Genomic DNA, 13,413 nt, shown 5'->3' with positions numbered 1-13,413 from the left:
TCATTCGCGAGTAATCGTTTCGTCGAGATTCAGCAGCAAGCGAGCCGCGTTGAGCGTGTCGAGTCGGGAGAGAATCTCCAGTTCCGCAGGCTCCGGATCACGCGACGTGCAACGGCGAAACGCGTGCGGCAAGCCTGAGTCTTCAATCACTGCCGCCAGAGCTTGGGCAAACTCAAAAAAGCCGCGGTCGTTCAACAAAGTTAACGATTGCAACGGTGTGTTGCTGCGGAGGCGACGGGTGCAAGTGCTGAGCCCTTCGGAGGCGTCAAAGACACTGAGCGTTGGGTGTGGCGAGCCGCGATACACGAATGTATAAAGGCCGCGGCGAAATTTGTCCTCGCCGGGACTTTCCTGCCAAGCTCGTTTGACTTGCCCCTGCCCCATCACTCCCTCTGGCAACGGCGGGAAAACGGATGGTCCTCCCAGCTTCGGTGTCAACAATCCGCTGGCCACCAACGCCACGTCACGAATAATCTCCGCATCAAGTCGCAAGCGGCTTTGGCGAGCGAGCAAATAGTTATTAGGATCGGCTGCTTGCAGTTCCGGACGGTAGATCGAACTTTGCCGATAAGTCTTTGACCCAACGATCAGACGATGCATCTCTTTGAGACTCCAGCCCCGATCCATAAACTCCAGCGCCAACCAATCAAGCAACTCAGGGTGCGATGGGGCCGCCCCTTGCAAACCAAAATCGTTCTCCGTCTCCACGATCCCACGCCCAAAGTATTGTTGCCACACACGATTGATGATCACCCGCGAAGTCAGCGGGTTGCGACGATCCATAATCCAGCGAGCTAAGTTGAGCCGATTCGGTCGCGCTTCCCCAGACTCATGCTCTGCCCCAGACTCATGCTCTACCCCGGACTCGAGCGGATGCAAGACAGCCAGCGTACCGGGCGTGACTTCCTCCGCCGGGCGGGTGAAATCACCATTGATGAAGACGGTCGTCTTACGAGCTTGTGATCTTTCCTTCAGCACCAGCGTGGTGGGTACGTTGTTTAGCACCTTATCAATGGCGGCGACTCGTGCTGTCCATGCTTGAAAGGGCCCCGAGACCCCTAGTTCGCAGGCATAGAGGATTTGCCGCTGCGCTGCGTTGCGTTTGTCAGCGGGGACTTTCAATGTTTGCTTGGCCGACTTCGGCAACTGCTCGATTTTTTCATCGGTCAGTTGTTGTTCCCAGTTGGCGAGCGCTGCAGCCTGTTCGCTGACATGCGCGTCGAGTTTCGCTTGGAGTTCCTTCGCTTCCGCTCGTAACTGGGGGACGTCCAGATCATCTGGATAAACCTTTATCGTCGGCTCGTCTTGATTGTTGAGAAAAGCAAAGAAGCGATAAAACTCGCGCTGCTCAATCGGATCAAATTTATGATCATGACATTGGGCGCAGCCGATCGAGAGACCCAACCACACGGTGCCTGTGGTGGCGACGCGATCGAACACGCTGTCGATGCGAAACTGTTCCCGATCGATGCCACCTTCCTGATTCAGTTGCGTATTGCGATGAAAGCCGGTGGCGATTTGTTGATGGATCGTCGACTCCGGCAAAAGATCGCCAGCCAACTGTTGAATCGTGAATTGATCAAAGGGCAAGTCTTCATTAAATGCCTGGATCACCCAGTCGCGATACTTCCAGATTTGTCGCGGGGCGTCGATCGAGTAGCCATTGCTGTCCGCGTAGCGGGCTTGGTCGAGCCACCATCGTCCCCAGCGTTCGCCGTAATGGGGGCTGGCGAGTAAGCGGTCGACCAATTGGGCATAAGCGAGTGGTTCGTTGACCGCAGCGGCCGCCAAGAAAGTGTCGATCTCCGCGGGTGTGGGTGGCAAGCCGATCAAGTCGAGGGAAACTCGGCGGATCAGAGTTTCCAAGCTGGCAGGTGGCGATAACTCAAGGTCGAATTTGTCAAGCTTGGCCGCGATCAGTTCGTCGATTACTTCGCTGTCGCTGGCCGCCGGGACTGCGGATCGCGAGGGCGGAACGAACGCCCAGTGCGCGGCGTAAGGCGCGTCTTCGTTAATCCAGCGGACCAACAGTTCCCGCTGTTGCGGCGTGACTTGTTTTTGCGTTTCTGAGGGTGGCATTTGCAGGTCGGGATCATCGCTTAGAATACGTTCAATCAGCAGGCTGGCGTCCGCTTCGCCGGGGACAATCGCACCGCCAGCGATCGCATCTTCACGCACGTCAAGTCGCAAATCGGCCATGCGATGTTGGGCGTCGTTGCCGTGGCAAAAGTAACAGTTCTCGGCGAGGATCGGTCGGATGTCGCGGTTAAAGTCGATTGCGTCGGAGGCGTTGACTGAGAGAGAGAAACTCCAGCCAATAGCGATCACGAAGAGCAGGCGGGAAAGGTCTTTGTACATGGCTGATTTGTGGGGGACGGAGGCAGCCGAGCAACAAGCCCGCGGTTTGCAAGAAGTCATCACCGAACCGAACGGAGAATTGTCAGCCGGCCCGAAGCAAACCGGTGTCGGGTCTTTGAGTTTCGTTTCAGTTGTACAAGCCTACCCCCTGGAGCAAGCGGGTTCAAGGATGAAAGGACGGCCAGTGTGTCCTTCCTTTGGTGGTGGTGGGAAAGTGTTTTGTCTCCGTGCTGAGCGGCGACGACAGACAGGGTATACTCTCCAGTCCTCACAGCTGGTGTAGAGCGAAAAGTTTAGCTAAGGCTGTTCGCTCATCCCCCCAGTTCCGATGACTGGCGTTAGGTTACGGTTTACCGCATTCGCCCGACATTTTGGTAACCATCGCCGACTGCCCCGAAGGTTTAGCCATGGAATTTGAGAAGTCTGCCGAGATGGAGTCTTCGGCGGGTCAAGAACCGCTTCATCAATTGCACAATCTCAGCGAAGACTTTTTCAGCAAAGTGTTCTCGGTAATGGCTGAAGGGTTGGTCGTGCAAGATCAGCACGGTCAAATCATCTCCAGCAATGCGGCGGCCGAAGCGATTCTCGGCCTCACGCGGGATCAATTGCTGGGGCGAAGTTCGTTGGATCCGCGATGGCGAGCGGCCAACCAATGGGGCGAGCCAATTCCGGGCGAGGAACATCCGGCGATGGTGACGCTTCGAACGGGAAAACCGGTCCGAGGGTTTTTGATGCGAGTCGATCGTCCGGATGGGTCGGTGGCGTGGTTGAAGATTAACTCGGAGCTGTTTTGCGAACGGGCCGGTGCGGCGACGCATGTGGTGTGCTCGTTTACTGAGGTGACCGCGCTGCGGCAGATACAAGATCGTTTGCAACAGAGCGAGCAGGCGATTCGATTAACGTTAGAAAATTCACTCGACGCGGTCGTTTCCGTCAATCAGCGGGGACGGGTGCTAGAGTGGAATCGCTCCGCGGAGCGCATTTTAGGATGGAAGCGACGCGAGGTGCTGGGCAGACAAGTCGACCGCTTGCTGCTGCTGCCGGCGGAACAAGCGAAATGGCAGCGCGAATTACGGCGAATTAATCGGGGGCACGTCGGCCCGCTGATGGAGAATGTTTACCAGACGGTGGTTTTGAATCGCTCGCGCGAGGAGGTGCCGGTCGAAGTGATCATGTCGGTTGTCTGCACAGCTTCGGGCAAACGCATTACTGCCTTCTTGCGTGATGTCAGTGAACGCATTTCGGCAAATCAAGCAACGCTAGCGGCCCGCCGCGAAGCCGAAATGCATCGCGAACGGCTCGAATTGGCGCTTGTGGCAGGTAAACTCAGCTGCTGGGATTGGCAGCCCATGGCCGGTAAAGTGCGACTCGATGCCAGCTGGGCCGCGCAAGTGGGTGAGTCGCTAGAACAGCTGGGAGATACCACCGATACTTGGCTCGGGCGAATGCATCCCGACGATGTGGATGGGGTGATGGAAAAACTTAATCCGGTGCTCAACGGGGATGCGGATTACTACCAGGCCACCTTTCGCTTGAGGCACTGCCGAGGTTATTGGGTCTGGTTGCAGGCGAACGGACGTGTTGTCCAACGCGATAACGAGGGCAAGCCGATGCGGATGGTCGGTATTCAGTTGGATGTTAGCGAGCAAAAAGCGCGGGAGTTTCAACTGGCCGAATTGCGTGATCGAGCCGATGCGGCGAACCAAGCGAAGAGCGAGTTTCTGGCAAACATGAGCCATGAAATTCGCACCCCGTTGACCGCAATCCTAGGTTTCACTGACCTCCTTGAGCAAGAATCATTGCTCGCTGAAGAACGTAACAAAGGTAGCGATACCATTCAAACGATTCGCCGCGCTGGCGACCATTTGCTGAATATCATTAATGATGTTTTGGATTTGTCAAAAATTGAGTCGGGTCAGTTGCAAGTCGATTCAGTTCAAATCCGCTTAGATGAACTGTTGCGCGATGTTCTCGTTTTGATGCAAGCCCGCGCGGCGGAAAAAGGAATCGCGCTAAAGTTCGTGCTGGAAACTCCCATTCCAAACGTCTTGCGGACCGACCCGACCCGTTTTCGTCAAGTGCTGATCAACCTAATTGGCAACGCGACTAAGTTCACTGACCAGGGAGCCGTCACGGTTTACGTTCGTGTCGTAATTTTTACTTCCACCTTGGGTCGCAATGAGGATAGTTGTGAACTGCAGCTTGATGTGCACGATACCGGGGCCGGAATGTCGTCTGAGCAAGCCGCCAAATTGTTCCAGCCTTTCGAGCAAGGAGACAGCAGTATTACTCGCAGGTACGGGGGGTCGGGGTTGGGCCTGGTGATTTCACGACGACTCGCTCGCTTGATGCGTGGTGATGTGCGATTGCTGTCAAGCCAGCCGGGAGTCGGCAGCAGCTTTCGCTTGTCATTGGTGATCGAGTCGATCGCACCGCAGGATGGCTGGATCCACTCGCTCGATACGGCCAGCCCCCAGGCGCTCGCGAAACCTCCCAAACTGCTTGCCAAATACCCACAGCTGCACGGCCGGATTTTACTCGTCGAGGATGGTATTGATAACCAACGCTTGCTGCGGGCGATCCTCGGCAAAGCAGGGGCTGACGTCAGCGTCGCAGACAATGGTCAACTGGCACTGCAGGCGTTTGAGCAAGCAGTCCTCAGCGATCGGGCCTTCCAGCTCATTCTCACCGATCTGCAGATGCCCGTTATGGATGGCTTGACGCTGACTCGCCAGCTGCGGGAACAGGGGATCGAAATTCCGATCATCGCCCTCACCGCTCACGCCATGGCGGAAGATCGCCAACGCTGCCTGGCCGCCGGCTGCGATGATTATGCAACTAAGCCAATTCGTATCCCCGAGCTGTTGGCCACCTGTGCGCATTGGCTAGGTCTCCGCGGAGGCGTTTCCAATCAGGCTGTTGGCAACCCCAAGTCGGGATGCAACTCTCCCAAAATCTCTAACAACTGTCCCCTGTCTTGAGGCGTTAAGTGCTCGTACTCGGCTGATTGATCTTGACCCGTTAAGATCGCAGCCAACCGCTCGATCACACGCTGCTTGACTTGCTCGGGTAAACCTTTAAAGGCCGCGGAACCGATCAAGAAACTGCAGGGATAACGAAACAGACGCGTCTTGAGATCCAGGTCACGCAGGGAGCGACCATGGCGATCTCGCTGGCCCCGTTGTTGGAATTCCTCAGCAAACTGGCTCGTTCCCACTACGGCTGATGTTAAAGCATACTCGTCGCACATTAATAGCTGCCGGACGACCCTGGTGGCCGCCGCCGTCAAACGCCGCTCGGTCGATTCGCTAATGCTGCCTGGTTCCCGCTCGAGCAGACGATTCATCTCTCGGTTGTGATGCCAGGCTTGCCGCGCTTCATAATTTGCATGAGCGATCGCGTTATGCATTTGCGTTTGATGCCCCAACACCATCAAAGCCACAATGTCACTGTGAGGTGTTAGGTACTTAGCCACGTCAAACTGTTCGCCCAGGCTTAATTGATTGGCGCCCGACTCCAGATCGACATTTCGGTCGCGGCGAGCAGTTGTGAGATTTCCCAAATGCCGCATCGACCCGTGAGTTCCCGTCACGTACCACCCGCCCCAACGTTCATCCAGAGGACTGGTGTCGTCAGTGGTGTAAGTGCCACTGCCCAACACGGGACGCCCTGCCGAGTCAGCATACACGCTGCGCATCAAATAGCCGGGGACGTCTTGGGTGCGACTTGAGGCGTGACATGTCAAGCATTGCCCACGGTCTCGAAGGAATTCTGGAGTTCCCGTTTCCGTTTGCTCCAGCGTGTAAAAGATTGCACCTTGCTGAGCATCGGTGGCGGCTAGTTCCAACACATCGCCCCGCTGGCACCAACCGACATAAACCTCATCGTTAAAATACAAAGCGCGCGGTTGCCGAGGAGAAATTCGGTGCAGCTGTAAACTGGTTTTGGAGAACACCAGCGTTTGAGAACTTTGCGGAACTTCCAAGGCGGCCAGCACGCTGGGTAAATAACCATGCTCCGGATCAAATTCCAGCACCACCGAGCCGGCCTCCACGGCGGCTGCTAATTCCGCCACGCGATCACTAACTGGAGCATTCAAGTAATCAATTGGGGGACGCTCGTAGGCCACGTTTTGACCGCTGGCGATCGCGCCGCCCCCGCACAGGCTGACCAGCAATAACCAGCGGCTGGCCCAACTTTGCAGCCATATTTTGCCGTTTCGATTATCTCTTCGCATGCCAACCTCCGCTCTGTTCCTCAGCGACTGTCATTTAATACTATACCCCAAGGTATAGTATTGCCCGACTGTTGGTCAAGCGATAGAATAAAATTCACTTGGGTTGGGACTAGCGGCGGGCAGCGGAAAAGTTCTTGAGGGGATTTAACTTGTTATCGAAGACCGCCGAGTACGCGTTGCGGGCGGTAGCCTTTTTGGCGAGCAACGCAACCGAGTCGGCTTCGGCCAGCGTGATGGCTGCGAAAACGAAAGCGCCACGTCGCTATTTGCATCGGGTGCTGCAAGATTTGGTATCAGCCGGCATCGTCGAATCACGCCCCGGACCGGGTGGTGGCTATGAACTAGCGCGGGCGGTGGACGCCATCACGCTCCTCGATGTGGTCAACGCGGTCGACCCGTTGCAGCGTATTGAGCGATGTCCGTTGGGGCTGAAGAGTCACACGGAACTATGTCCCCTGCATGCCGAACTGGACCGTGCCTATGCGGCCACCGAGGCGGCTTTTCGCAACGTCACAATGAGTGATTTGATCAATTCCACAGCCCCCATCACGCCGCTGTGCGAAACTAAGGAAGCGTGAGGCGGTTTGGCTAGTTTCACACGCGTGTTCCTCGTTAGCCGCAATGGCGCTAGCCGCGGTTCTCGCATTGAACCGAACTCATCGCGCGCAACAAAAGGGTGGCGATCGCCAAAACCGCTAACCGCAACGCTTTGCTCCTCCGGCGACCGTCGGAATGGTTTCAAACACTAACCATGACTCCATTGTGAGGAACGGGTTGAACCAATCGCCGGCTAACCGGGCGACTTGGGTCAGCGCGCCTGGTTGTGGAAAAAGATGCGTCGCTTCCGGAATGATCTCCAGTTTTTTCTCAGAGGTTCCGCGAACTTTGGCGACCACTGCCTGAGTCGTGCTGATCAGACTTCGGCCAGGGGGCGATCCGCATCACCAAAGCGCTCGAGTTGGACTCCCGCTTTTGCCATCAGCGAGAGATACAGACGACTCATCTGACGATCGGATTCGTCGCTGTAATCGAGCACGCGGCCACCCTCCAGTTGACCACCCGCCCCGCCAACCAATACGACTGGCAGTCGGGTGGCGTCGTGGCTACCGGTCAACATCGACGAACAATACATCAGCGTTGAATTATCAAGCGCGGTGCCCTCACCCTCTTGAATCGCCTCGAGTCGATCGGCAATGTAAGCCAGCTGTTCGACGAAAAACTGGTTTACTCGCAGCCAATCTTCCGTATCGCTATGAGACAACAAGTGATGAATCATATAATCGATACCGAGATTGGAAAACCTCAGCGATGAATGGTCGTTATTCAGTTTGAGGGTGCAGACTCGCGTGGTGTCGGTTTGAAATGCCAGCACCAAGATATCGCACATCAGCCGCATGTGTTCGCCAATGTCTTGCGGAATGCCCTCAGCGGGACGCGGCAAATTCGGCTTTGCGAGGCTTGGCCGCCAGCCTTGCAATTCACCCTGTTGTCCCGCATTTTCAATCCGACGCTCGACTTCGCGAACCGAATCCAGGTATTCGTCGAGTTTTTGAGAATCACGCTGACTGAGTGTCCCGCGGACTCGCGACGCATCCTCCAGCACCGCATCGAGCACGCTTTGTTCACCTTTGGTGACCGTATCTTTGAACAGCCGATCAAAGGCCAAGGCAGGATACAATTCCAAGGGGGTCGGAGTGGTTGGAGAGCTCCAGGAAATGTGCGAGCTATATAACATCGAATAGTTTTTGTGAACCGATGGATTTGATTTCTCGCAACCCAAAACCAAGCTGGGAACTCGAGTGCCCCGTCCAATCCGCTGGGCCAGGACTTGATCAAAACTGGTCCCTGAGCGGATCTCGCCACCGGCGGCTAGGGGCGCGCCGGAGAGCAGGTTGCCAGTTTGCGAGCTGTGGATGTTTCCTTTGAGAGCCTCTTGGTTGTAAAGGCCTCGAATGAACACTAACTTTTCCCGCAGATGTTGCAGCGGCTGCAACACGCGGCCTAACTCCAGCGAAGCTCCGTTGCCGCGAGCCCACCATTCCGTGGAGTGAAACCCATTGCCGGAAAACAAGACCGCGGTCCGCACCGGAGGGCGGTTGTCGGTCTCGGTCGTCGATCCAGTGCCGCCCCACACACGCACCGATTCCATCCAGGGAAGTGCCATGCTGACACCGGCGCCGCGCAACATAACACGACGCGAAAAACGTTTCTCAGTGACTGACATTCCCGACATCTCCCAAAATTGAATTGCAAAAAAACAACGCCGCAACCGGCACGCCGAAAGTCCATGCCTCGTTTAGCACCTTCCCATAAGTTATTGAGCAACACGGAATCAGCCGCAGCGCGAGCGTCCGGTTCCTCGGAACAGTGAGCTAACGCTCCACGGTTTGCTGGCCGCGAATCAAACGAAATTGAGGACTCAAGACGATCGTCTCCAAGGCCGCCGAGACTTTGTGGTCACGAGCCTGCAGCGAAGCGACCATCTTGTCGAGCAACGGTTCGTCGGTCAGCAGCACCCGGCGGCCCAATGCATATCCCAACAGTTTGCGGCAAAACTGCCGCATGAACTGCTCTCGCTGAACGGTTAGCAAATAAGCTCGCAAACCGGATAAGCCTTCAATCTGTTTGCCGTCGGGTAATGACGCCTGCGTATCCGCTGGCTCACGCGCGGTGCCGATCGCGTCAAATTGTTCGAGTGCGAATCCATAAGGATCGATGCGTTGGTGGCAGCGAGCACAAGCTGGTTGTTCGCTATGGAGCTCGATCAATTCACGTGACGTCAAACCGGCGGGCACGGTCTCGGGCAATTGAGGAACACCGACCGGCGGGTTGGGCAAATGGTTTCCCAACAGCGACTCGTAAACCCAATTACCGCGTAAGATGGGACTGGTTCGCGACGCGCCGGATTGTTTCGCCAGCGTCGTGGCCATCCCCAGGATGCCTCCGCGACCAAGTTCGCGAAGCCCTTCCACCCGCTCCCAGGTGTTGTCGGCTGGTGGCTGCAGACCATAGAAATCGGCCAACTCCTGATTCACAAATGTGTGATCGGCGTCGAGCAGCGAGAGCACCGAGCGATCATGTTGGAAAAAGTCGGTCCAGAACCGCACGGTTTCCTCATACATGGCCGTTCGCAACTGGCTGAATTCTGGAAACAACTTTTCATTCTTCTCATCAAATTGATCGAAATCTTTGACTCCCAACCACTGACAGCCAAACTCAATCGCCAATTGACGAATCTCCGGAGCGCGTTGCATTCGCTTCAACTGGTCCACCATTAAATCGTCCGCAGCTGCCAGCACGCTATCCTTTTGATCGGCCAAAGCACGCAGCGGTTCGTCGGGTTGGGAAGCCCACAAAAAGTAGCTCAGCCGCGTGGCGATCTCATAATTGCTCAGCAACTTGGGCTCGGCTGACTGTGGGGAAATTTCCAATTTGAAGATAAAATCAGCCGCCACGAGGATCCGCGTGATCAGCATGCGAATTGCCGCTTCGTGGTCGAGCCCCTGAGTCTTGAGGCGCTCGTACAGCGAGCCGAGTTCTGTCTGCTCAGACACTGTCAACGGTCTTCGCCAAGCTCGCTCGGCAAAATTGACAACCGCCTCCACATGCAGAGGTTCGACATCGAGCAGTTGTTGGCGAAATTTTTCGGCGCGGGCCAAGATCGGCTGACGCAGCGGTTCGAAAGCGCTGGGGTCAGCATCTTGAGTCGCATACTGCCAGAGCTGTTCGTAAACGTCGACCAGCTTCAGCGGCTCGCGGCTGACGAACCACAGTTCTTCCCAGAGGCGATCAAGTTCGCTGGCCTCTTGCTCGGACAACATTAGACGGTTGAGATGCTCGTCCTCGCGATAATACAGCCGCAGGGTGACAACTTCGTCGACCGGAACGATCTTGGAATAGCAGAGCGCGGCGGGAAACAGGTCTCGAAAGGTTTGCAACTGCGCTTCGAGTTTCTCTTGCGCAGGCTTCCTATCGGCAACCAAGATCGGACCGGCCACTAGTGGGCCGCTCGCCGGCTGATTGACAATGATTTGGCATGCTGAAGCATCTTCCGAGAGCAAGCGGGCCGTCGCGCGAAAGCTTGCTCCGGTTGCCAAACCCGGGGGGAGTTCGATGGTGAACGGTTGGCCTTGATTGGTCAAGGTGGACTTAGCCAGGCGGGGCTGTGTTGATGTGCCCGATATTTCTTCGGCAGCCATGCGAGTCCATTCCAGCGGACCAAGCCAATCTCGCAGCATATTCTTTAGCTGTTGGTCGGCCGCACCGGCGGACTCGACCGGCTTCGTCTCGTTTGTCAGCAATTCCGTGATCTGTTCGGCAAGGGTCCGCAATTCTTCGCTGGGGGCACCCGCCAACAGGCGATCACGCCAACGTTCCAGCAGGGAACCGGCAATGATGGCAACCGGTTTGGGTGGGTCAACGGGGCTGGATCCAAAGTACCAAACCGACTTATGGCCATAGTCGTCGCTGATCGGATTGCCATGTTCGATGCGTTTGACCGCGGCGGTTGACAACCGCCATGCACGCGTCGATGAGCCGACTCCTTTGATCTCCAATTCAACATACGTGGTATCACAGGCGTGCTCTTTTTGCCTTGGATTGATTACCAAGCGAATGAGTTCGCCCCCCAGCATTTGATACGAATCTTGAGGAGCAAACTCGGCCTGACCACCATTGTCGACATCCCCGGTAGCCACCACGGAGACGCCACTGTTGCGGAGGATCTCCAACCGCCACTCAAAGCCGTTGCCGCAATTGCCGTCGGCGTCTGCCACCAAGCCGTTGATCTCGATCTGACAATCGGCCGGGCATCGCCAGCTGGTATAAACCTCAAAGTTTGGTGAGGGGTGGACACAAACGGAGCGAGCGGGCACGGTCAACGTTGAAAACTGCAGCTGATCATCCGAGGTGTTGACGATGACACTCGGTGTCTGCTGACTGCCCCAACCGCGGATTGCCGGATAGCCTCCGATATTCTCCAAGCGATTTGTAAACAGGTTGGTCGGTTCGACATCAACCGCACCACCGATTCCACTGATACGTGACCAACGCTGCAGTAACGCGGGCAGCAAGTCACGCTGCTCGGCAAGACGTGCAATGGGAAGCTGTTGCCGGGCGCTTTGTTCAAGTGCACGCAGATAATCGACCGTGCGAGCAAGTTCCCGCTCGCTCGCGCTCTGGCTCCAGGCGGCGATCGCGTCCGCCTGATCCAGCTGGATGATTTGCTGATTACGAAGCGCGACGCGAGCGTCTGTCAGCTCCAGCAAAGGTGCGGCGTCCTCGTTGTCAAACGGCTTTGCCGAAATCGAGATGGCAGCTCGTTTGACTTGACCGGTGTGACTACCTGGCTCGTCGGAAAAGGGGATGTCGATTTGTTGGCTGGTGACTATCGGACTGATGGGGGACTGCCATGCCTGCGGGCCGCCAACTTTACCGATGTGTCCGACGGCACCGAATTGCCACAACTGGCCTTGCCACCGACGCACAAATTCGACCAAGGATTGTTGTTCGCCAGGTTTCGCTTGTTGCCAAAGCTGCCGCAGCTGCGTGATTAAAGGAGAGGCCGAGGGAGTGTTGAGTCGCTGCCACAGCAATCGCAAATATCGTTCATTTAGATTGTGAGTTTTTGCCAAACTTGACAGCACCGCGGGATCTTGCTGTAAACATTCCCGCTCGTGAACCGTCACCGCGAAATATGCGGCCAGGGGAATCACGCCCGCATCCTGCAGTTCGACTTGAACTTCTTGCAGCGACAGTTCGCGTTGTTGACCCGAAGTGCTGTACCTCGCGTAATAGTCGCGGATTTGGCTTAGAATCTCTTGAGACCAATCACGGCGACTGGTTGATTCAGAAAAGCGAATGCCATGCGGCAGCAAGACTGCATGTTCGGCAACTTGTTTGGCGGCATCCAAGTATTTATCTAATAAGGCTGGCGACATGACCAGCGCCGCGGCGGCGTTGCTGAACCCTTCACCCGCCGCGCCATCACTGGGGAAACCGACGGTGGGTTGCAGCGAGGGGAGCTTTGTTAATTCGCGAAGCGTATTCGTGTACTCGGCGTTCGAAAGACGCCGCACCACCACGGGGCCCGGTTCGTCCACGGCAGCGTAAGCTTCCGCGCGCAAAAAGCGTTCACTCCAGTCGATCAGTTGTTGAATCTCGGTCGGTGATGGTTGCGGCGAGTCGGCTGGTGGCATCTCCGCAATCTCTAGCTGTGCGGTGACTTGCTTCCAGATGGTCGGATGCTCGCGCAACGTCCGCAGTCCATCTAATTTTTCTAAGTCCAGTTCGCCCTCAGCTGACGCGCTGCTGTGGCAATCCAGACAGTAGCTCTGCAGCAATGGACGGATAATTGTCAGATACTGCTGTTCCAGTTCCGCGAAAGATGCTGCAGCGGCCGATGCGTTCGGCGCGGGCGATTCGCTAGGCACGGGCGATTGTGCAAGTGCCAGTGGGGAATTGGAGCCGCAGTCAAGCAAGCCCCACAAAACCGCGGTCAAAAGCATTATCGCATTGAGCCCGCAATTTGACGCGGGCCTGCGAATCGTCGTTGGCGAAAGGAACTGGGCCATGAGTGAGATCGCCCTGATCATGATGGGAGGGTTGAGGTGGGATGAGGCGGAAGGGACGTTTTGTGGGGACGTTTTGTGAACCGCCAATCCGCTTATTGTCAGCGCTGGCATGCCCAAATGCACTCCCCTCTGTTGGCGGATCCGGCGTTTTTTGATTTGCGGCATGCGATGGTAACGGCAAGTGGCATTCCCTTCGGCTCGCAGCTAGGTGGCAATATTTCTCAGAATTGGGACGTCGCCTCTCAT

At 56.3% G+C, this 13,413-nt stretch carries 6 protein-coding genes; 2 read left to right on the top strand and 4 right to left on the bottom strand.

The window, feature by feature from the left end; translation table 11 throughout:
• A complete protein-coding gene (locus tag SH139x_RS17665; RefSeq protein WP_488351097.1) occupies window positions 1–2,358 on the bottom strand; it encodes a PSD1 and planctomycete cytochrome C domain-containing protein in 2,358 nt (785 codons plus the stop codon).
• Between the two features lie 407 nt (window positions 2,359–2,765).
• Between SH139x_RS17665 and SH139x_RS17660 the strand changes: the two genes are divergently transcribed.
• Window positions 2,766–5,339 carry a PAS domain S-box protein gene (locus tag SH139x_RS17660; protein ID WP_488351096.1) on the top strand — a complete coding sequence of 858 codons (2,574 nt, stop codon included), beginning with the start codon at window positions 2,766–2,768 and terminating at the stop codon, window positions 5,337–5,339.
• Here the strand turns inward: SH139x_RS17660 and SH139x_RS17655 are convergent.
• A complete protein-coding gene (locus SH139x_RS17655; protein ID WP_488351095.1) occupies window positions 5,270–6,595 on the bottom strand; it encodes a hypothetical protein in 1,326 nt (441 codons plus the stop codon). The genes SH139x_RS17660 and SH139x_RS17655 overlap by 70 nt on opposite strands.
• A 149-nt stretch (window positions 6,596–6,744) precedes the next feature.
• Here SH139x_RS17655 and SH139x_RS17650 point away from each other — a divergent pair, with 149 nt between their 5' ends.
• A complete protein-coding gene (locus SH139x_RS17650) occupies window positions 6,745–7,173 on the top strand; it encodes an RrF2 family transcriptional regulator (RefSeq protein WP_488351094.1) in 429 nt (142 codons plus the stop codon).
• Between the two features lie 335 nt (window positions 7,174–7,508).
• Here the strand turns inward: SH139x_RS17650 and SH139x_RS17645 are convergent, their stop codons facing one another.
• Both SH139x_RS17645 and SH139x_RS17640 read right to left on the bottom strand, forming a co-directional pair.
• Window positions 7,509–8,819 carry a DUF1552 domain-containing protein gene (locus tag SH139x_RS17645; RefSeq protein ID WP_488351093.1) on the bottom strand — a complete coding sequence of 437 codons (1,311 nt, stop codon included), beginning with the start codon at window positions 8,817–8,819 and terminating at the stop codon, window positions 7,509–7,511.
• A gap of 148 nt (window positions 8,820–8,967) precedes the next feature.
• A complete protein-coding gene (locus tag SH139x_RS17640; RefSeq protein ID WP_488351092.1) occupies window positions 8,968–13,026 on the bottom strand; it encodes a DUF1592 domain-containing protein in 4,059 nt (1,352 codons plus the stop codon).
• Window positions 13,027–13,413 lie beyond the last annotated feature (387 nt).

Origin of the sequence: Kothea flammea (genome assembly GCF_052161645.1) — a bacterium.
In the GTDB taxonomy this organism is placed as follows: domain Bacteria; phylum Planctomycetota; class Planctomycetia; order Pirellulales; family Pirellulaceae; genus Laterigemmans.
Note: the sequence above shows the minus strand (reverse complement) of the source record. Positions and strands in the feature narration are given on the sequence as shown.